19 protein-coding genes are annotated in these 21,373 nt (G+C 37.2%); 17 read left to right on the top strand and 2 right to left on the bottom strand.

Annotated features, from left to right (window positions below):
* Positions 1-11: 11 nt before the first annotated feature.
* Both A3H37_00815 and A3H37_00810 read left to right on the top strand, forming a co-directional pair.
* Entirely contained in the window at positions 12-275 is a 264-nt protein-coding gene (locus tag A3H37_00815; protein ID OGL50280.1) for a hypothetical protein, read from the top strand.
* A 32-nt stretch (positions 276-307) separates the two neighbouring features.
* Positions 308-1,270, top strand: a complete 963-nt coding sequence (locus tag A3H37_00810) for a hypothetical protein (protein OGL50279.1) — start codon at positions 308-310, stop codon at positions 1,268-1,270.
* Here A3H37_00810 and A3H37_00805 read toward each other — a convergent pair.
* The gene (locus A3H37_00805) at positions 1,256-2,188 is read right to left on the bottom strand and encodes an RNA pseudouridine synthase (GenBank protein OGL50278.1); all 933 of its coding nucleotides are present in this window, start codon (positions 2,186-2,188) and stop codon (positions 1,256-1,258) included. The genes A3H37_00810 and A3H37_00805 overlap by 15 nt on opposite strands.
* A 261-nt stretch (positions 2,189-2,449) precedes the next feature.
* On the opposite strand from A3H37_00805, the gene A3H37_00800 reads away from it, so the two are divergent.
* The 14 genes from A3H37_00800 (at position 2,450) to A3H37_00735 (ending at position 20,237) form a co-directional block, all read left to right on the top strand.
* On the top strand, positions 2,450-3,418 hold the full coding sequence (locus A3H37_00800) for an alcohol dehydrogenase (protein ID OGL50277.1): 969 nt from the start codon (positions 2,450-2,452) through the stop codon (positions 3,416-3,418).
* Positions 3,415-4,767, top strand: coding sequence for a hypothetical protein (locus tag A3H37_00795; protein ID OGL50276.1), 1,353 nt, complete (start codon positions 3,415-3,417; stop codon positions 4,765-4,767). Before A3H37_00800 ends, A3H37_00795 begins: the two co-directional genes overlap by 4 nt.
* A gap of 35 nt (positions 4,768-4,802) precedes the next feature.
* Positions 4,803-5,498 (top strand): hypothetical protein, encoded by a 696-nt coding sequence (locus tag A3H37_00790; GenBank protein OGL50275.1) that lies wholly within the window; start codon positions 4,803-4,805, stop codon positions 5,496-5,498.
* Positions 5,499-5,547: 49 nt separating this feature from the next.
* Positions 5,548-6,819: a hypothetical protein gene (locus A3H37_00785; protein OGL50274.1), complete on the top strand. Its 1,272-nt coding sequence runs from the start codon at positions 5,548-5,550 to the stop codon at positions 6,817-6,819.
* Positions 6,816-8,090: a hypothetical protein gene (locus tag A3H37_00780; protein OGL50273.1), complete on the top strand. Its 1,275-nt coding sequence runs from the start codon at positions 6,816-6,818 to the stop codon at positions 8,088-8,090. The genes A3H37_00785 and A3H37_00780 overlap by 4 nt, the downstream gene beginning before the upstream one ends.
* On the top strand, positions 8,080-8,871 hold the full coding sequence (locus tag A3H37_00775) for a hypothetical protein (GenBank protein OGL50272.1): 792 nt from the start codon (positions 8,080-8,082) through the stop codon (positions 8,869-8,871). Before A3H37_00780 ends, A3H37_00775 begins: the two co-directional genes overlap by 11 nt.
* A gap of 11 nt (positions 8,872-8,882) precedes the next feature.
* Positions 8,883-10,292 (top strand): hypothetical protein, encoded by a 1,410-nt coding sequence (locus tag A3H37_00770; protein OGL50271.1) that lies wholly within the window; start codon positions 8,883-8,885, stop codon positions 10,290-10,292.
* A gap of 25 nt (positions 10,293-10,317) precedes the next feature.
* Complete coding sequence (locus A3H37_00765; GenBank protein ID OGL50270.1) at positions 10,318-11,454, top strand: hypothetical protein; 1,137 nt, start codon at positions 10,318-10,320, stop codon at positions 11,452-11,454.
* The gene (locus A3H37_00760) at positions 11,451-12,620 is read left to right on the top strand and encodes a hypothetical protein (protein OGL50269.1); all 1,170 of its coding nucleotides are present in this window, start codon (positions 11,451-11,453) and stop codon (positions 12,618-12,620) included. Before A3H37_00765 ends, A3H37_00760 begins: the two co-directional genes overlap by 4 nt.
* 2 nt (positions 12,621-12,622) lie before the next feature.
* Positions 12,623-14,326, top strand: coding sequence for a hypothetical protein (locus A3H37_00755; GenBank protein OGL50268.1), 1,704 nt, complete (start codon positions 12,623-12,625; stop codon positions 14,324-14,326).
* Between the two features lie 172 nt (positions 14,327-14,498).
* Positions 14,499-15,740, top strand: a complete 1,242-nt coding sequence (locus A3H37_00750; GenBank protein ID OGL50267.1) for a hypothetical protein — start codon at positions 14,499-14,501, stop codon at positions 15,738-15,740.
* 9 nt (positions 15,741-15,749) lie between these two features.
* Complete coding sequence (locus tag A3H37_00745) at positions 15,750-17,024, top strand: hypothetical protein (GenBank protein ID OGL50266.1); 1,275 nt, start codon at positions 15,750-15,752, stop codon at positions 17,022-17,024.
* Positions 17,025-17,137: 113 nt separating this feature from the next.
* Positions 17,138-18,613: a hypothetical protein gene (locus A3H37_00740; GenBank protein ID OGL50265.1), complete on the top strand. Its 1,476-nt coding sequence runs from the start codon at positions 17,138-17,140 to the stop codon at positions 18,611-18,613.
* On the top strand, positions 18,603-20,237 hold the full coding sequence (locus A3H37_00735; GenBank protein ID OGL50264.1) for a hypothetical protein: 1,635 nt from the start codon (positions 18,603-18,605) through the stop codon (positions 20,235-20,237). Before A3H37_00740 ends, A3H37_00735 begins: the two co-directional genes overlap by 11 nt.
* Before the next feature lie 86 nt (positions 20,238-20,323).
* Here the strand turns inward: A3H37_00735 and A3H37_00730 are convergent, their stop codons facing one another.
* Entirely contained in the window at positions 20,324-20,533 is a 210-nt protein-coding gene (locus A3H37_00730; GenBank protein OGL50263.1) for a hypothetical protein, read from the bottom strand.
* Between the two features lie 81 nt (positions 20,534-20,614).
* Here A3H37_00730 and A3H37_00725 point away from each other — a divergent pair, with 81 nt between their 5' ends.
* Complete coding sequence (locus A3H37_00725) at positions 20,615-21,235, top strand: methyltransferase (GenBank protein OGL50262.1); 621 nt, start codon at positions 20,615-20,617, stop codon at positions 21,233-21,235.
* Positions 21,236-21,373 lie beyond the last annotated feature (138 nt).

Genomic DNA, 21,373 nt, shown 5'->3' with positions numbered 1-21,373 from the left:
AAAGGGACAACATGGCATATATACTGGTTTCAGATAAAACTAAAACTTCTGCTTCAACCCTTATTTTAAATTTCTCTGCTTTAGAAAATATTCTCTCCCTTCCGATATGTAATTTGTCTCTAATAAGGAGGTTTAAGATAGGTATGCAAAAAAGAATTTCAAAAAAACTTACCAAAAAACTCTTTTCAAAACCTTACCAGAAAAATTTCAAATGGAGGAAAAAGAATAATAATTCTCTCAAAGAGAAATTGATTTTTTTAAACCTAAGCCAATAGAAATATCACCATTAACACTTAAAATATAATTTGTGGCTAAAGAAAAAAGAATTATTTTTTCCAAAGATTTCAGAACTGTAAGGCTTGATAAATTCCTCAGAGAAGAATTCCCTTTTTTCTCCAGAAAATCCATTCAAAATATCTTCAATGAAAAGAATGTCATGATTAATGGAACCCCTGGGAAAAAAGGAGATATTCTTAGACAGGGAGATTTAATTCATATAAAAAATATCCCCTCCCCTGATAAACTTGAACTTAAGCCAAATCCTTTGCTCATTGTAAAGATTATCTATAAAGATAAAGATATTATCATGCTTGATAAACCTTCAGGAATTCCATCGCATCCGCTTGATTCTGAAGAAAAAGATACTGCTGCAAATTTTCTGATAGCAAAATTTCCGGAAATAAAAGATGTTGGGAAAAAACCTCTTGAACCAGGAATGATCAACCGCCTGGACATAGGGACTTCAGGGCTTCTTCTGATTGCAAGAAACCATAAAATATTCGAGAAACTCAAAAAAGAGCAGAAAGATGGCAGAATAAAAAAGGAGTATATGTCTCTTGTAATAGGAGAGGTTAAAGAAGGAGGTATAATAAAAAGCCATATTGGACACCATCCAAAGAATAAAAGAAAAATGAAAATTTTTTATTCTGATGATAAGATTAGAAAATTTAAGGCAAGAAAAGCCATAACCAGCTTTGAAATTTATAAAAGATACAGCGGATACACCCTTTTAAAAGTACTAATTGAAAAAGGGCTGATGCACCAGATAAGAGTTCATCTGTCAGATATTGGCTACCCGATTGCCGGAGATAAGCTCTACCAGACAAAAAAAATCAGAGGTCTTGATTCAACAGGATTAGAACATCAGTTTCTCCATGCCTCAGATATTGAATTTTATCATCCATCAAGCGGTAAGCTGGTTAATTTCTCCTCGCAACTGCCGGAGGAATTGATAAATGTACTGAAAACTATTTTATCACAACCCTCTTAAAATCCTTAAAACCTCTTCAATATCCTCAGGCAGATTACTCTTAAACTCCATCACCTTCCCTGTCTCAGGGTGAATGAATTTTATATATTGCGAATGAAGAGCCTGTCTTGAAATCTCTATCCCGATATTTTTTTCTTCCTGTGTTAAAACCCCTCCATAAACCTTATCTCCGAGCACAGGGAATCCAAGAGATTGGAAATGAACCCTAATCTGGTGTGTTCTTCCTGTCTTCAGTTTCACCTTAACAAACGTATGGTTCTTGAAGCGTTCAAGAACTTGGAACTGTGTAACAGCTTCCCTCCCCCTTTTTGTCTGCACTGAAATTTTTTTCCGGTCTCTTTCACTCCGTCCAAGTGGTTTTGAAATCTCTCCTGATTCCATTGGCAACAACTTCCTTACAATTGCAATATACTCTCTTGTAAGAGTTCTTTTCTGGAGCTGTTTGCTTAAAGAAATATGAGCCTTATCGCTTTTTGCCACTACCATCAGCCCTGATGTTTCCTTGTCAAGCCTATGAACTATGCCGGGTCTCATTTCTCCTCCAATCCCGGAAAGGTCTTTACAGTGATATAGAATTGCATTAACAAGCGTACCGGAATAATTTCCTGCTGCAGGATGCACGACCATTCCAGCAGGTTTATCAATCACCAGCATAGAGGAGTCTTCATAAACTATTTTTAATGGAATATCTTCAGGTTTTGGAGTGGCAGATTTGGGTTCAGGAACTGATACTGTAATACTCTCCGATGCTGAAATTCTATGACTCATCTTTGCGGGTTTGAAATTGACAAGAACAGCACCATCCTTAATCAATTTCTGGATAAAAGAGCGTGAATACCCAGACATCTTTTCATGAAGAAAAACATCAAGCCTCTTTCCAGAATCCGTCTTTAAAATTGAAAATGAAAACTTTTTCAATGAATATCACCATCAGAATTAATACTTTCCTTGCTATGTAGCTGGAAATTTTGGCAGTTCAAATCTGTCATTGCGAGCGAATGCGAAGCAATCTCACTGCAAAATGCAAGATTGCCACGTCGCTCTCGCTCCTCGCAATGACGACAAACGAAATTTTTCAGAAACCTTTATAAAACCAATTGACAATACCGGTAAAAACATTTTTATTACACATCACATATTATGATTTTGCAAGAATTATCTAAAAGTGAGACAGTTTAAATGCTCGGCTTAATTTTTGATAAAAAATTAATTTTTAAAAATAATATCCCCCTTCCTGTTCCTGCTAAAGATGAAGCTTTAATTAAAGTTCTCATTTCCGGCATCTGCAACACCGACCTTGAAATAGTAAAAGGCTATATGGGTTTCAGAGGAATTTTAGGACACGAATTTGTAGGGATTGTTGAGCAATGCAAAGATAAAAGATGGATTGGTAAAAGAGTTGTTGGTGAAATTAATATCGGTTGTAATAGATGTAGTTATTGCAAAACAGGGTTAAGGAATCATTGTCCTGACAGAAAAGTATTGGGGATTCTAAATAAAGATGGAGCGTTTGCAGAATATTTAACCCTTCCGCTTAAAAACCTCCATATTATACCTTCAAGCATTTCTGACAAAGAAGCAGTTTTTATAGAACCCCTTGCAGCCTGCTTTGAGGTTTTAGAGCAGGTAAGGATTGGAACTTCGGACAAAGTAGTAGTCTTAGGAGATGGGAAACTCGGACTCTTAATGGCTCAGGTCATTAAGACTACAGGATGCATCTCCTATCTGATTGGCAAACATGAAGAGAAACTATCAGTTGCCAGAAGTTTTGGGATTGAAACGGTTCTATTGAATGAGATTTTAGATGGTAAAAAATTAAAGGCTGGTGAGGTTGCTATTGTCGTAGATTGCACAAGCTCCCATGAAGGTCTGAGTTTAGCAATAAATCTAACCAAGCCAAAGGGAAAGATTATTTTAAAAAGCACTTACGCCTCAAATATGCCTCTTAATTTATCTCCTGTTGTAATAAACGAAATTTCAATCATCGGCTCACGCTGCGGACCTTTTAAAAAAGCAATAGACGCTTTAAAAAGAAAGAAGATAATAATTTCGCCGCTAATTTACAAAACTTTCCCTCTCAAAGATGGATTAAAAGCACTTGAAGCTGCAGGAAAAAACAGTGTACTGAAAGTCTTGCTAAGACTATGAAAAAACCGCATCTTCTTCTTGTTAATCCATGGATTTTCGATTTCGCCGCATTTGACCTCTGGCTCAAACCTCTGGGGCTTCTATATATTGCAGATATTTTACTAAAAAATAGCTATGAGATAAGTTTCATTGATTGCCTCGACCGTAATAACGAAAAGCTTCTTAAACTCCAGAAACTTGATAAGCCCAAGAATAAGAAATACGGTTGCGGGAACTTTTTCCGCTCCGAAGTCAAAAAGCCTGAAATTTTAAGAGATATTCCAAAAAAATACTGCAGGTATGGAATAACAGAAGAAATATTCATTGAAGAGCTGAAGAAGATTAAAAAGCCTGATGCTATACTTGTCACATCAACTATGACCTACTGGTATCCGGGTGTTTTCAGGGCAATTGAAATTTTAAAAGATAATTTTAAAAATGTCCCTGTAATCCTTGGCGGGATATATGCAACCCTATGCCATGAACATGCTCTGAAATTTTCTGGTGCTGATTTTGTATTTAAAGGCAGCAATTTAAATGAAATAATCAAACTGATAAGCGGCATGGCAAAAAGTAATATTAGTTTTATTCCTTCAATAGATGAATTCCCAAGCCCTGCATTCAGTCTTTATAAGCGCCTTGATTATGCCTGTATTCTGACCTCATACGGGTGTCCATTCAATTGTACTTACTGTGCCTCACGTATTCTCCACAAGTCATTTATACAGATAAAGCCAGAAAAGATTATTTCTGAAATAGGAAATCTTCATAAGAATTTTGGCATTAACAATTTTGCATTTTATGATGATGCTCTGCTTGTCAATCCAGTCAACCATCTTGAAAATATCATGGATGGCATTAACAAGCTTGATATCTCCTGCTATTTCCATACCCCAAACGGTTTGCACCCCAAGTACATAACTGAAAGCCTGGCTGAAAAAATGTACAGCGCAGGATTCAAAACTCTGAGATTAAGCCTTGAGACAGCAGATATGGAGCTTCAGAAAATAACAGGCGGGAAAGTTACCAACGATGAGTTTGAAAAGGCTGTCGGGTTTTTAAAAAAAACAGGTTTCACAAGTAAAGAATTGGGTGCTTATATCTTCATAGGACATCCAAACCAAACCAAGAATGATGTAATGAACAGCATAAGCTATGTTATAAAAAACGGGGTCATGCCATTTATTGTTGAATACTCTCCCATCCCCGGAACAGTTGAATGGAATAACCTTGTAAAAAAAGGAATTATTGAAGAGAATATTGATCCCCTGCTGCATAATAACAGTGTTTTCTTCAGAAAGTTTTTTAGATGGGAAGAAGCAGATTTACAAAAAGCAAAAAGCGTGATAAAAGCTTATTTGAATGCCTGAGAGTCAGCTTTTGCGGACTATTGTAATTTTAAAAAATGAAAGAAAGAGTAGTAGACTTCAACCAGATTGTCAGAGAATATCTTGCAGGTAAGTTTCCTCTGGAGAAAATTTCACCTCTGGATAATTTAAATTCTTTTAATTTTCTAACTATTGCAGGATACGTCAGAGGGGAAAGCTGTCTGTTCAGAAGCGATAGCAGAATCGGAAAACTCGCCTTCTCATCCATAACCCTGAACGGAATCATTAATACCACTTTAGGAATTGCCTGCTCTGAAAGCTGCTATGACATACCAGTCTTAATTTTTGAAAAAACAGAATTGCCAAGAATAATCACATTTACTTATATTGATTTTATCCCCTTAAGCAAAACCTCAGAGTATCAGGAAAAATACATTGAACCTCTAAAACCTATAAGCAAAGACCTTGCCTATATTCCGGGAAGAAATAATTCCTTCAGGGAGTCCCTCGGCTCTCCATATTCATTTTCAGGCTTCTTCAAAAGGCATCACAAGTTTTCAGTAGGAGTTGCACTGGAAAGGTACCTTGGGCTTTGGGTTAATTTCCTTGAAAATGCAATGCCGATAAATTCTCCTGAATATGACAAGGAGATTAAATCAAACAGGCAAAAATTAGCAAATGAATTTTCATTCTCAGAGAATAGCAATAAATTCCTTGACTTGATGCTTGGGAAATATTTCACAAAAAGGCTTTTGAAAGAGATATTTCTCTGATTAAATGAACATCACTATGAGCTAATAATTAACTGCCTGATTTCATCATATGACTAAAATAGCCTTTATAGACCTTGTATTCCGCTGGCCTCCAACAGGAGGTTCCTCTGTTGACATCAAAAATATAATAGAGAGGCTTAAAAACAAGGGGTTTGATGTAAAACTATTCGTTCCGCTTTTTACCAACTATTATCCGCGCGGTGTCATAAGCGAAGAGCTTCCTTTCCCTGTCGTAAAAATCCCGTTTAACAGGTTCTCTTTCAATTTTTCTACTGCCGCCAGACGGATAGTAAAGGCAGTTGAAGAGTACAGACCTGATTATGTGTTTTTTGGAGACGGTTATTATTTAAAGCCTCACATAGTCTCATCGCTGAGCAAAAAATTCCCGGTTATCTGGAGGTTCTACGCCTATGAAATTCTCTGCATCATGTACAGGCTCTACTGCACAGATGAAAATCTATGTGAAAACAACCTCCTCCTTGACCGAGAAAAGTGTCTCAGGTGCCAATTCCCGGAATCTGAAATCTACAAAGAAACAGCTAAAATAATTTTAAATTACAATATGGGAGATTCAGATTTCCATCACAGGCACGAATTTCTCTTCTCTCTTGCTTTTAAAAAATCATATCCAGAGCTTGTAAAAAACGCATTGAGAAGTTCTAAAACCGTTATAGTCTATAATGATTTTATTAAGGGATTGATATCCGGCTTCAACAACGATATCAGGGTTACACTTTCAGGCGTTGACACCAAAAGCTTCATTCCTGAGAGGCAAGGGAAAAAAGATTCTGACAAAATTACTATCTTTGCCCCTGGGAGAATGGTAGACCTTGTCAAAGGGTTCCCCTTTTTTGAAACAGCAGTAAAGCTTTTGTCTATCAAGAGGGATGATTTTAAAGTTCTTCTTACATCTAATGATTCCTTTGCTAAATTTCACGGAATCCGTTTAAGGAATGATAACTTTGTTCTGTCAGGCTGGCTTGGTCAGAACTCAATAACAAAGCTTTATTCCCAGTCTGATATCTGTGTTGTGCCCTCTGTCTGGCAGGAACCATTTGGAATTATGGCTATAGAATCAATGGCATCAGGACTGCCTGTAATAGCCACGAGAGTTGGAGGGCTTCAGAATATCGTTGATGATGGCATTACAGGGTATGTTATCCAGCCATGGAACACTACAGAATTGATGAATAGGCTTGAAATCCTGATGGATAATAGGGAACTGAGGCTAAAAATGGGAAATGCCGGAAGGGAAAAAGCAGAAAAAGAATATGATTGGGATAGAATAATTGAAAAAAACTATCTGCCACTTTTTATATGACTAAAATAGCCTTTATAGACCTTACTTTCTGCTGGCCCCAATGGGTTCCTTCATCTCTGGAACTGAAAGAAGTTGCTTCACGTTTGCAGAAACACGGATATAAAATAAATCTGTTTTATCCCTGTTTTACAGAATACCTTCCGAGAGGTGTCATAACATCAAACCTTCCTTTTCCAACAACCCCCATTCCATTTAACAGGTTCACATTCAACTTTTATTTTCTGGCAAAAAGGATGAAAAAAGAAATTGAAAAATTCAGCCCTCATTATGTTTTTATATGGGATGGATATTCTTTAAAACCGCACATTGTAATGGAATTCTTTAAGGATTTCCCTGTTATTCTAAAGCTCTGCTCATTTGAAATCCTATGTATCAAAACAACTCTGTTTAATAACAATATGTCCGTATGCAACAATTTATTTTTAAAAAATCCAGACCAGTGTATTGAATGTTATTTCAAAGGGAATATTTTTAAAAATTTTATAAACACTTTTTTTCGCCCCAATGTCAGCACCCGTTTTTATCACTTAGCCCATGAATTTTTTTCATCCCTTGCTTTCAGGAATTCATATATAGGAACAATAAAAGAAAGTTTCGAAAAGGCTGAATCTGTGATAGTTTCAAATAGTTTTGCAAAAAACCTGTTGGATGGATATAGTTCAAATATAAAAATAATACATCATGGAGTTGATTCAAAATACTTTTATCCCGGCAAAGAAGCTATGAAAAAGTATAAAGGAATATTTATGCCTGAGAGACTTGATGGATTAGAGCATGGATTCCCTGCATTTGTCAGCGCAGTTGAGGCGTTATTAAATAACAATGTAAAAATACTTCTGATTCATGATGATTTTTTCGAGCCGATTCGTTCAGACAGGTTCAAAAGCAACAATTACCTGTTTTTCTTTCAGTCAAGAAAAGGAATACAGCCGGAACTCTATCAGATGTCGGATATTACAGTTCATCCCAATGTAAAGCCTGACAGCAACGGATTGAGGGCTGTTGAAGCGATGGCATGCGGAAAGCCTGTAATCGCATCAGATATTGGGGTTTTCAAAGACATTGTTGATGATGGAAAAACAGGGTTCCTTGTAGAGCCAGGCAACAATAACCAGCTCTCTGAGAAAATTGATATTCTTCTCAGAGATGATAAACTGCGAACCGAAATGGGCAAGGAAGGGAGAAAAAAAGTTGAAGCTGAATATGAATGGGATATCATAATCCAGAGAGATTATCTCCCTCTTTTCAGAAATTACGGCAATGACAATTAACAACCCGATTAAAACAGTATCAAAGTTTCACTATATTGAACTTGTTTACAATCTTGCAAAAAAAGATTTAAAGGTAAGGTATAAAACTGCTGCCCTTGGTTTTCTCTGGGCTATTCTGAACCCGCTTCTCATGATGATAGTATTAACAGTTATATTCTCAATTTTTTTCAGAATTAAAACAGACCAGCCCTATTCCGTTTTTGTATTAACAGGTTTAATCCCTTGGGCTTTCTTTAATCTATCTCTCTCCTCATGTACCAATTCCATAGTAGACAATTCTAACCTGATTAAAAAAGTTTATTTCCCAAGAGAGATAATTCCAATTTCTATTGTAACTGCAAACCTGATAAATTTTTTCTTTTCGATTATAATTCTTTTTCTATTTCTATTATTTTTTAAAATAAGACTGACATATATGGTTTTATTCCTTCCTGTTACTATAGCCCTTCAGGTGTTATTCACCATTGGCATATCATTGCTTACTTCAAGTTTAAATGTTTACTACAGAGATATAAGATATATTGTTGAAGCTGCCCTCCTCATGTGGTTTTATGCAACACCTGTATTCTACCCGGTAACCATGGTCCCTGAAAGGTTAAAAACTTATTATTTTTTAAATCCTATGGCGGGTATCATTACATCCTATAGAAGGGTTCTTCTTGAAGGATTACCGCCTGATTTCTATATGTTTTTGGAAACCTCTTTTACAACTCTGGCTGTTTGTCTGATAGGATATGTAATTTTTAAAAGGATTGAACCGGTCTTTGCTGACCTTGTCTGAAAGAAGTCAATATGGCCGCAATCGAACTAAATAATATTAAGAAAAGCTATTTTATCCATCACGAAAGAAAAATGATTGTTAAAGATATCATCTTCGGTTTTTTAAAAAGAAAAAAGGTTAAGGAGTTTGTTGCCTTAAAAGATATAAGCTTCAAGGTAGAACAGGGGGAATCTGTGGGGCTTATTGGAGACAACGGTTCCGGAAAAACTACAATACTTAAAGTGTTAAGTGGTGTAACTGTTCCAACCCGTGGAAGTGTATCAGTAAAAGGAAGGGTGGCAGGACTTTTAGAGCTTGGAGCAGGTTTCCATCATGACCTTACCGGAAGGGAAAATATTTATCTGAACGGAACCATCCTGGGATTATCAAAAAAAGAAATAAATGAAAAATTTGACCAGATAGTTGAATACTCAGGAATCGAAGATTTCATTGACATGCCACTGAGAAAATATTCTTCAGGTATGTTTGTGAGACTCGGATTTTCAGTGGCTATACACGTGGACCCTGATATTCTGCTTATTGACGAAGTGCTTGCTGTTGGAGACCAATCATTTCAGGGTAAATGTCTCAGGACAATTGAAAAATTCAAGGAACAGAAAAAAACTCTCATTTTTGTATCACATGACCTGAATATTGTCCGCCATATTTGTGACAGGGTTATACTTATTGACAGAGGTGAAGTAGCCGCAGAAGGAAACCCGGATAAGGTCATATCAAGATACTGGCTATTCATAGGCGAAAAAAGAGGGATCGCAAGAATGGAGCTGGAAGATTTAACTTTAATATTTAACAACGGAAGAATCATTTTCCTCTGGAAAGATGTTGAAATAACCAAGGGACTCTCAGGATATACATCACTGCGTTCTTTTGTAAAATGGTTTGATTCCACTCAGGTTGACTGGAAAGTAGTGGAAAGGGACGAAAAAAGAATCTTGGCAAGAGGCAAATGGAGAGGGCTTCCTGTATCCCAGACATGGGAAATGAAGATTTGCGGAGAAAGGGAAATCTCATGGAATATAGAGATGGAGGTTACTGAGCCGGTTAATATTGCAAAAGAACAGGCTAACATAATGCTTTCTGATAAATATACTGAATGGGAATCACTAGGAGAAAAAAAAGGAACTATGCCTGAGAGTTTTCGCGAAAATATTAATGATGACTGGGAAAAGGTATATTCAACAAAAGCTGCTAAATCTTTTATTAAATTATTAGGCTTTAAATCTGACGGAACAGAATACCCGTCAGTTACCTTTGATTTTGAATCACTGAGCGAAGAATACGAAGCCAACATTATAAATTCCAATCCTGCTTACAAGGGAAGAGTCCTTCAGTGCCTGAAGGAAAATAATTACAGCAGACAGACATACGCTCCCGGAAAATACAATTACTTTTCCGGAAAATTCTCAGTCAAACCTGAATAATTATGGCGCAAAGGCTTAAAACCAGATGAAAACAATTTTTATAGGAATTAACGGCTATGATTTCCCCTATACCAGGGTGAGGTGTTTTCATTTTGCAGAAGAGCTCAGAAAGCTTGGCATGGAAACAGAAGTCCTTTCATTCCGGGACCACCTCGCCCCGCAATACACCGGAATAGAGATGCTAAATCTTGGCGACAAGGAAAAACTTCGCCTCAATTTTAACGCGATGGCTAAGCTTTTCAAGGACAGAAAATCTATTTTCTATATTCAGAAAGTTCATTATCATTCAGGAGCTCCTTTCCTTTTAAGCCGTTTAACAGGAACAAAATTCATCCTTGACTATGATGACTGGGATATTGACCGTTCCCCTCTTTTTGAACGAAAAATTTTAAACAATATTTTCTTTAAAGGACATGATTCAGAAACAGTAACAAGAAATTTTGCTCAAAAAGCATCAGCCTGCATTGCTGCAAGCAGACATCTACAGGAGTACCTTTCTCAATATAATAATAATGTCTTCTATCTTCCAACAGGAGTAAACACGGAAAGATTTAAAAGAATCTCACATAATTCGACAAATTCAGTGAATTTTATCTGGACAGGGCTGATATGGGGAGAAGTTATCTACAATAATATTGTTTTCATTCTCGATTGCTTTTCTGTACTCAGCAAGGAATATAAAAATGTATCTTTAAAAATTGTTGCTGATGGAGAATGGTATTCCAAAGTAAAAGAAGTTGTAAAAAAAACATATTCAGAATGCAAAATCGATTTATTGGATTGGATACCGCCAGACCGTATGCCGGAAGTGCTGTCAACTGTAGATATAGGACTTCTTCCTCTTATACCTGACAAGCCCAATGAAATCTGGATGAAGGCAAAAAGCCCGACAAAATTATTTGAATATATGGCAATGGAGCTTGCAACAGTTTCCACAAACTCTGGAGAAGTTCCAAACATCATCAGGGACGGTATTGACGGTTTTTTAGGAAATGATAAAGAAGATTTTACAAAAAAAATGGGAATTCTTGTAAAGGACTATGAGTTCAGAAAAAATATGGCTAAATTGGCTAGAAAAAAAGCAGAAAAAGAATTTTCTCTCCCTGCGCTGGGTAAAAAACTGTTCTCAATAATAAAAGATATAGAAAGCCTTAAACAATGAAAGTAGTTTTTATTGGACATAGCGGATACAGTTATCCCCATGTCAGAGTAAGATGTTATCACTTTGCTGAAGCAGTTAAAAAGCTGGGGATAGATGCCGAAGTCCTCTCATTCAAAGACCATATTGCTCCATCCCATTACACAGAAGAAATAATGTATGATTTGAAAGATTTGAATAAGGTCTATCTGACATTGAAGGCTATTTTAAGTCTAATGCAAAAAAAAGATTATGTTTTCTATATTCAAAAAGTGCTCTTTCACGCCTCTGCTCCCCTGTTTCTATCAAGAATTGGAAGAAACAGGTACATCCTTGACTGCGACGACTGGGATGCCCAGTACTGCTCTCTTTACAGGAACAGGCTGCTCAATAAGTTTTTTCTGGGCTATGCAGCAGGTTCTGATAAATTTGGAAATATCAATTCATCAGATTATGAAAATATTCTGAAAACCGTAGCATCTAATGCTATTGCCTGTGTAGCTTCGAGCAATACATTAAAAGATTCCTTGTCAAAATATTCAAAAAAAGTATATTACATTCCGACAGGTGTAGATGAAAACAAGTTCAGGAAAAAAGATAACAACACCAGAAAAGAAAAAATCAGATTCTGCTGGGTCGGAATAGTCTGGGGAGATGTGATATTTGACAATATGCTTTTTCTCCTCCACTGCTTCTCTCAGGCTAAAAGATTTAATAAAGATATAGAGCTCAAAATAGTCGGCAGCGGCCAGTATATGCACCGAGTCAAAGAAATCATCAACCTTGTTTATAAAAATGATGATATTGAGGTAATAGACTGGATTGAACCGTCAAGCATGCCTGATTTTCTATCCTCAGTTGATATTGGATTAATCCCTTTAATACAGGAAGACAATTTCTGGATTAATTCAAAAAGCCCGACAAAGCTTTTTGAATTTATGTCAATGGGGATTCCAACCGTTGCAAGCAGGGTTGGAGAAATAAAATATGTAATAGAGGATGGTAAAGATGGTTTTCTGGCAAGCAGCAAAGAAGAGTTCATTTCCAAAATAGAGACTTTGATAAAAAACCCATCCCTCAGAAAAGAGATGGGAGACAAAGCCAGAGAAAAGATAGAGCAGAAGTACTGTTTGAATGTTCTGGGCAAGCAGCTTTTTAATGTGTTCAAGGAGCTTGAAAGGAAGCTTTAATTATGAAAATCTTATTAATCCATCCTCCTTTGCCGTGCAATGAAAGGCACAAAAGAATTTTACCTCTGAGTCTTGGTTATCTGGCTTCATTCCTTTTGAAAAATCTTCCCGGCATTGAAATAAAGGTTCTGGACTCCCATGTTAAGAATCTTACCTATTCACAAACTATGCGTGAAATCTGCAAAGAAAAGTGGGACCTCATAGGAATTACCTATTGGACAGCCCAGGCCCCATTTGTTTACACTCTTTCAAGGGCAATAAAGGCACAACTTCCTGATGTTTTTCTTGCCTATGGCGGTGTTCACACTTCTCTATGTCCTGAAGAGGCAGTTGAATATGCAGATGCGTGTGTACTTCATGAAGGTGAGATTACATTTTTTGAGCTTATCAAGAAATTGAATAATAAAGAATCCTTCAAGGATATAGAGGGAATAGCCTATAAAGAAGATGGAAAAATGAAAAGAACTCCGAACCGCTCAATGATAAAAAACCTTGACAGCATCCCCTTTCCGGCATGGGACATTCTTCCAATGGAATACTACACAACCCCCCTTCACGTTGTTGGAGGCAAAAGGATGCCTGTCATAGGTTCAAGGGGATGTCCATACAATTGCTCATACTGTGTATCCCCTATTATGTGGAGAAAAGAGGTAAGATGGAGAAGCCCTGAAAATGTACTTGAAGAATTGAAAATGATTATAAAAAAATTTCAGATACCCCAATTCCATTTCTGGGATGATAATTTTTTACTCAACAGAAATTATGTTGTTGGGCTTTGCGAAGGAATATTAAAAGAAAATCTCAATATCAAATGGACTGGTTTGACCCGTGCATCTCATGTTGAAAAAAATAAGGACCTTATCAAGCTCCTGGCAAAATCAGGCTGTATCGGATTGGAGGTAGGAATTGAAAGTGCAAATCCCAATACATTCATGCAGATTCATAAAGAGGAAAGCTTAGCAGTAATTGAAGATATTGCAAAGTATCAGAAAGATGCAGGCATGTATCCGCTTTTCACGTACATGGCTTTCAATCCGGGCGAAACGATTACCGGATATTATCTGCAGGCGCAATTTATTGACAAAATGCTCTCAAACCTTGGATGGATTGAATACTTTCATCCGCTCCCCTTCCCTGTCTACATCGGGCAGTTCTCTACTGCGTATCCAAAAACACAACTAATGGATGAAAGCAGCCAGCTTGGAATCAGTCTTGTTGATAGCTGGGATGATTGTTTTCACCACAACATAAATTTCATACCAAGGTCTCTTCTTGATGATGTTCCTGAAAAAACTTGCAGGAAACTCACACCAAACGATTATCTTGTCTGTGTTACTGCCGCGTGGGGAGGAATGTGGAACTTTGCATCCTATTCCCTGCCAAGAAGGGAAAGATTCAGGGAACAGTTTGAGTATATGAAGTTCCTGTCATCTTTTTATATCCGTTGCAGTGGTAATGATACTCTTGAAAAAATAGCGCATGACCTTGCAGAATTTTTAAATATCAGCTTAAAGAAAAGCCTGAAGTATTGTGCGTTCTCAGCTCTTGTGTTAGCCCAGATGGGACTTATCCACAGTTCCATATATAATCAGGATATGGAAACAAAGAGAAAATATATAAAAATCCCATGGGGAAAAGGTATAAAGAGAGCAATAAAACGGGCACTTTTTCTGTCTTATGTCAAAGTTTATGATTTGTTAACTTAGCTCTAATAATAATTCCATCCGAAAAAAGATTCTTTGCAATTCATTTATTCTGCAGTATAAAAATAGTAGCACCCTTTAATATTTATATTTGGTATAATTTGAAAATTACATTTATTCATATTACACAATTAATTAACTATAAATGGCAAAGAAAATAGCTTTTATCGACCTGATGTTCAGATGGCCCCCTTCAGGAGGTGCCTCGCTTGACATCAAAGAAGTTGCTTCAAGGCTTCGCAAAAGAGGATTTGATGTTAAATTATTTGCGCCTTATTTTACAGAATACCTGCCAAGGGGTGTAATTGAAGCAAAACCATCCTTCCCGGTTGAAACCATTCCGTTCAATAAATTCACTTTTAATTTTTACCATTTGCCAAAGAAAATAAAAAAACAGGTAGATAAATTCAAACCTGACTTCGTATATATTGCTGATGGATACAATCTGAAACCGTGGGTTCTTTCAGCATTCTCAGGATACAATACCTTTTTCCGCTTTTATGCATATGAAATATTATGCATAACATACAATCTAATCAATGAAAAAGGTGAGAACTGCAATAACAGCCTCTTCCTTGATTACAGAAAATGTATCAGGTGCAAGTTCCAGAATAACGGTGTGATAAAGGCTTTTGCAAAAATATTGATGAATAAAAAAACAGACCCTTTTTATCTTCTCCTTTCACAGGAATTTATTGCAAGCCTCTCATTTCTTTCCTCCTATCCGGAAAGAGTAAGGTCAATCCTTAAAAAAACTAATGGGATAATTGTTTATAACAACTATCTGAAATCGCTTTTAGCTGGAATAAATGACAATATAATGGTTTTTCCTTCAGGGGTAGATACAAAAACCTTCAAGCCTGAGCAGAAAATTAAAAACAGGAAAAAGGTGATTCTGATGACCGGACGCACCTCATATTCTCCCAAAGGCTTTTCAGTATTGAGAAATGCCTGCAAAGAGCTTCTCAGGAAAAGAGACGATTTTCTGCTTTATTTTACAGCAGACCCGGAATTTGAAATTAATAATTTAGAAGAAAAAGAAAAAAATAATTTTATATTCATAGACTGGGTTCCTCAGAGCAGATTGCCTCTGCTTTATAATAATTCTGATATTTGCGTTGTGCCATCTACATGGAGGGAACCTTTTGGAATAACTGCAATTGAGGCAATGGCTTGCGGAAAACCTGTAATTGCTTCAAAAATCGGAGGGCTTGAAGAAATTATAGAAGATGGAAAAAACGGATTTTTCATTGAGCCGGGAAATGTCCGCTCATTAATGCAAAAACTTGAGATTCTTCTTGAAAATGAGGATATGAGAATCAGAATGGGAGAGGAAGGAAGGAAAAAAGCTGAAAGAGAGTACGACTGGGATAAAATCATTGATAACTTTTATATGCCTTTATTTAAAAATATATAATCAACAGATATGAAAAAAATCGCCTTTATAGACTTACTATTCCACTGGCCTCCTACCGGAGGTTCGTGGCTGGATGTAAAAGAAATCGCATCAGGTCTTAAAAAGAGAGGATTTGACGTAAAGCTTTTTGTCCCGCTTTTCAATGAGTATTTTCCGAGGGGCAAAATAGAAGGAACTCTCCCTTTTCAGGTAACAACAATCCCTTTTAACCGCTTTACATTTAATCCCTATTTTTTGACAAAAAGAATTAAAAAAGAGATTGATGTTTTCAAGCCCAACTTCATTTTCTTATCTGACGGCTATTTTCTGAAACCCTATTTATCAAATGCCTTAAGGGAATATCCAAAAATTTTCAGATTTTATGCTTATGAACTAATCTGCCTTAATAACAAACTTTTTTTTGACATGGAAAACTGCGAGAATAACTTCCTCGCAAATTCGGGAAAATGCATAAAGTGCCAGTTTCCACAAGACACACCATTAAAAATGCTGCTAAAAGTAATTCTTAATCATCGCAAAGATGAGCATCCTTTTAACAGAATCAAACTCCACAGAATGCAGGAATTCATAAGCTCGCTTGCATTTTCAAAAAAATACCCTGATATTTTAAAAAAGAGTTTAAAAGAAGCAAAGGCGATAATTGTTTATAATAATTTTTTAAAAAACTTGCTTTCAGGAATTAACAGGAATATTCTTGTAGTGCCTTCAGGTGTTGACCCTGAATCGTTTTATCCTGAAGAGATAAAAAAAGAGGATAATAAAAAAATAATCCTCATGGTTGGAAGGCTCGCTGAATACGCAAAAGGAGTTCCAGTGCTGGAACTTGCTTTCAAGCTCCTGCTTGCAAAAAGAGACGACATAAAACTCTGTCTGACAACAGACCAGTATTTTTCTCTCTTTCATAAAAGGTTTCAGGGTGATAAATTCTCCCTGATAAACTGGGTAAACCATGAAGAGCTTGCTTCGCTCTATCAAAAGTCGGATATATGCGTTGTCCCATCCGTATGGCGGGAACCCTTTGGTATAACTGCTCTTGAAGCAATGGCTTGCGGAAAACCTGTAATTGCTTCAAAAACAGGAGGTCTTGAACTTATAGTTGAAGACGGGAAAACAGGGTTCCTGTTTGAACCGGGCAATGTTGAGGAACTAATGCAAAAGCTTGAACTTCTTCTTGACGATGAAAATCTGCGAAATAAAATGGGAGAAGAAGGCAGAAAAAGAGCAGAAGAGTTATTTAGCTGGGACAATATAATTGAAAAATATTATTTGCCGTTGTTTGTGTGATGTAGATTTGATAGGCGGGACATTCTTGTCCCGCCAAAACGGGGTTAGAAAACCCCGTCTATCGAGAATGAGATATATTAACTTAATTTTCAATTACTCACTATAATAAAATAATGAAAGTCTTTTTAGGAAATGCCCCATGGAAAAAAAAGGGTTATTATGGAGTAAGGGCTGGTTCACGCTGGCCACATTTTGAAAAAACTGGCGCTGGCTATATGCCTTTCCCTTTTTTTCTGGCTTATGCAGCAGCGCTTCTTGAAAAAAACGGGACAGAGGTTTCTCTTGTTGACGGGATTGCAGAATACCTGTCAGATGAAGAGTTTTTAAAAAGAATAAGCGATTTCCAGCCCAACCTTGCTGTTTTTGAAGTATCAACAAATTCAATGTCTGTAGACCTGAAATTTGCAAGAGAAACAAGAAGGATTTTAAAAAATGACGGAGCAATTGCTTTCTGCGGACCTGATACAAACATGTACAACAATTTGTTTCTTGAACAAAATCCGGATGTAGATTTTATCCTTAAGGGAGAATACGAATTCACACTCCTTGAGCTTGTAAAAACCCTTAAAGATAACAGCAGAAATAATTTGTCAAAGGTAAAGGGTATCTTTTTCAGAGATTCTGACGGTAAAGCAAACTTTGCCGGTGAACGCGAGCTTATTCCAAATTTAGACATACTTCCCTGGCCTGCGCGGCATCTGCTGAAAATGGAAAAATATAACGACACACCCGGTGGAATTCCCTGTCCAAGTGTTCAGATGTGGGCAAGCCGCGGGTGCCCTTTTCAGTGTATCTTCTGTTCCTGGCCCCAGATAATGTACGGAAACCATTCCTACAGGACAAGAAATCCTGTTGATGTAGTTGATGAGATGGAATGGCTTGTAAAGGAAATGGGGTTTAAGTCAGTTTATTTTGATGATGATACATTTAATATTGGAAAACCAAGAATACTTCAAATATGCAGCGAAATTAAAAAAAGAAATTTATCAATCCCCTGGGCAATAATGGCTCGCGCAGATACTGCTGACAGGGAAATACTTGAAGCAATGAAAGACACAGGTCTTCATGCGCTGAAATACGGTGTTGAATCAGGGTCACAGGAAGTTGTCAATAACTGTGGCAAGAAACTGGATCTTGAAAAAGTTAAAGAGACAATAAAAATTACAAAGGAGCTTGGGATAAAATTCCATCTCACATTTGCTTTCGGGCTTCCCGGAGAAACTATGGACAGCATAAGAAAGACTATTGAGTTTGCAATAGAGCAGGACCCTGATTCCCTCCAGTTTTCGATAATAACACCCTTCCCGGGAAGCAAATACTACAACGACTTGGAACAAAAGGGATTTCTTTTAAGCAAAAACTGGGAGGAATATGATGGATATAACAGGGCGGTTATAAGAACAGAAAATCTGACAAAAAATGAGCTTGAAGCGGGATTGAGAATGGCTAACTGTGCATGGGAAGAACACCTTAAGAAAAAGGAAATCAAATCAAATAAACTGAGATTTATAATCAAGGGTTTTAAAAATCCATTATACGGGATCAAAAGATTCTGGAAAATCTTTGTAGATAAAGGTTATGAGAAATAACCCTCCAAAGTTCTTACTCCCTTCCATCCTTGTTTTAGCCGCTCTTTTACGAATATACAGGCTCGGCTTATATGATTTATGGTTTGATGAGGTATTATGCGCTTTTCAGAGAGAGGATTTAAGAAATATCCTTAACGGGAAAATACTTGATAGCAACCCTCCTTTATACTTTCTCATTTTGCACTTTTTAACTCCGCTAAAAGCATCAGAGTTTATCTTAAGGCTCCCATCTGTTATATTTGGAGTGGGTACAATTTTTGTTCTCTATAAATTCACAAAAAATATCTTTGATGAAAAAGCATCTCTCATAAGCTCCTTACTCCTTGCCATATCCCCTTTTCACATCTATTACTCGCAGGAAGTAAAGATGTATTCTCTCTTTATACTTCTCTCTTTTCTTTCAATAAGCTTTTTCATCTTATCAATTACAGAGAACAAGAACTCATGGTGGGCTGGCTTTGTTGTTTCTACTGTTTTATCCCTTTACACCCATTACTATGCCATGCTGTTAATTCTTATTGAAACCATAACATTTATCATTTTTCTGATATTCAAAGTCTTTAAGGAAAGTTCCGCAAAAGTACCTGACTTGTCATTGCGAGGAGCGAAGCGACAAAGCAATCTCAATGTTAGCAATGGAGAAAGAGATTGCCACGCCCATTCGGCAAGCTCATGGGCTCGCAATGACCACGAGAAAAATAGAGTTTTTCAGAAAAGTATAACAAAAAAATGGTTAATCTCCAATATCTTTATTCTTCTCCTCTTCTCCCCATGGATCCCAATAATGCTCAATGAACATTTTTTTAAAACCTCAGGCTTTGTAACAACATGGATTCCAAAGCCAGACCTTAAGACTTTCTTCTACACCTTTAAAAACTTCTCTGTTGGATTCAGCTCTCCAAGATGGAATTATCTTCCTGCTGTTATCATCTTTGCCTTCTGTTTTATTGCAGGATTGTTTAAACTTTATAAGAAAAAAGACATTTTCATTCTGACTGCATCAATCTTTTTTCTTCCTGTAGCAATACTCTTTCTTGTTTCCCAATATGCCCCTGTTTACCTCGACCGCTATATATCTTTTTTAATTCCACTGTTCTGTTTAATCATATCCATTGGAATCTCAAGATTCAAAACATCCCTGATAGTTTTTCTTCTGGTAATAATCTCATTTTTCTCATATTTTGGTTATATCAATCTCTACGAAAAAATCCCCTATCTCCATCAGGCGCCGGGAGAACACGAACGTATTCCAATAAAACCGGTTGTAAACTTCATTGAAGAAAATTTTCAGCCCGGTGACATAATAGGGCATTCGTGCAGGTCAACACTTTTGTCATTTGAATATTACTCAGGCAAAAGACAGCGCTTTCTTGCAGTAAGGAATTTTGAAAACTATCCTCAAAGCTCTGCATGGACCCACTCAAGCCTTGTTCCTGAGCTTGTTCCCAATGCAATAAAAGATGCCAAAAGAATCTGGCTTATCCTCTCATGGTGGGACCCTCTTTCAAACCTCGACCCCATATCGCAGGAATTAAAGGGCTGTATGGACAAAAACTACAGGCAGGTAAGCTACAAAAAGTTTAAAGAAATAGATTTGTATTTATACGAAAACTCCCCAAAATAGATTTTGTTGAAAAATTGTAGGGGCTGGCTCCGTCCATGCCCCCTAATGTAGGTATTATTTTTCAGATGGCACACACGGAGGCGGCCCTACTCTCCTAAAGATTTTGACAAAAAGTAGAAACAGGTCCCTGCCTGCGGTAGGCAGGTGCCAACAGGCAGGAAGCCTGCGCCTACCAAAACTGGGGTTATGACACAACCTGTTGATGGGAGGAGATTAAGGGGAGGGTGAAACCTGCTTTCAGTTTGCTCAGATTTAATTTGAGAAAAATCTGTGTAATTTTCTTGAAATCTTTTCAATCAGAGGTCTTGAGCTTTTTCCAAGACCTCAAATTTTTTATTGACAATACGAAATAGTTAGGTGAAATGCAGTTATCAGATATGACTGACAAACGCACACACTGGGAAACAATCTACCAAACAAAGAAGCCTGATTCGGTGAGTTGGTATCAGCCCTCCCTACGCCTCTCAATCGAATTGATTCTGAGAACAGGCGTGGCAAAGGGCGCTGCACTCATTGACGTTGGTGGAGGCGCCTCCACACTCGTTGATGACTTGCTTTCACTTCAGTACTCAAATATCACTGTTTTGGACATTTCAGCGCAAGCATTAGAGTACTCTAAAAACCGACTCGCTTCCCGAGCCGATTCCGTCAAATGGGTTCTTGGCGATATTACTGCGGTTGATCTATCGGAATCCAGTTTTGATGTTTGGCATGACCGAGCAGTATTTCACTTTCTGGTACGGGAAAATGAGCGCAAAGGATACTGCAAGTCAATGGAGACCAGCGTTCGCCGGGGTGGTTTTGTCATCATCGCGACCTTTGGCCCTAATGGCCCGCTTAAGTGCAGCGGTCTTGAGATTGTACGCTACGATCCGACTTCCCTTCAACGGACTCTTGGAGACGCCTTTAGTCTCATGTCAAGTCAGGTTGAACATCACACAACACCATTTAATACGATACAGGAATTTGTTTACTGTCTGTTCAAGAAAGTGAAATGATTACATCAACGGCACTTCGCCTAACACGCAAAAGCACGACGCGCACTTATTATATAGCGAAGACAAAACCGATTAGATTGAAAGTTGGAAAGAAGAGGGACGTTGTTGAATAAGAACACTTTACAATTGATGACGAGT

It is taken from the genome of Candidatus Schekmanbacteria bacterium RIFCSPLOWO2_02_FULL_38_14, from assembly GCA_001790855.1.
GTDB lineage: Bacteria > Schekmanbacteria > GWA2-38-11 > GWA2-38-11 > GWA2-38-11 > 2-02-FULL-38-14-A.
The sequence above is the reverse complement of the archived record's forward strand: the minus strand, read 5'-3'. Positions and strand labels throughout refer to the sequence as shown.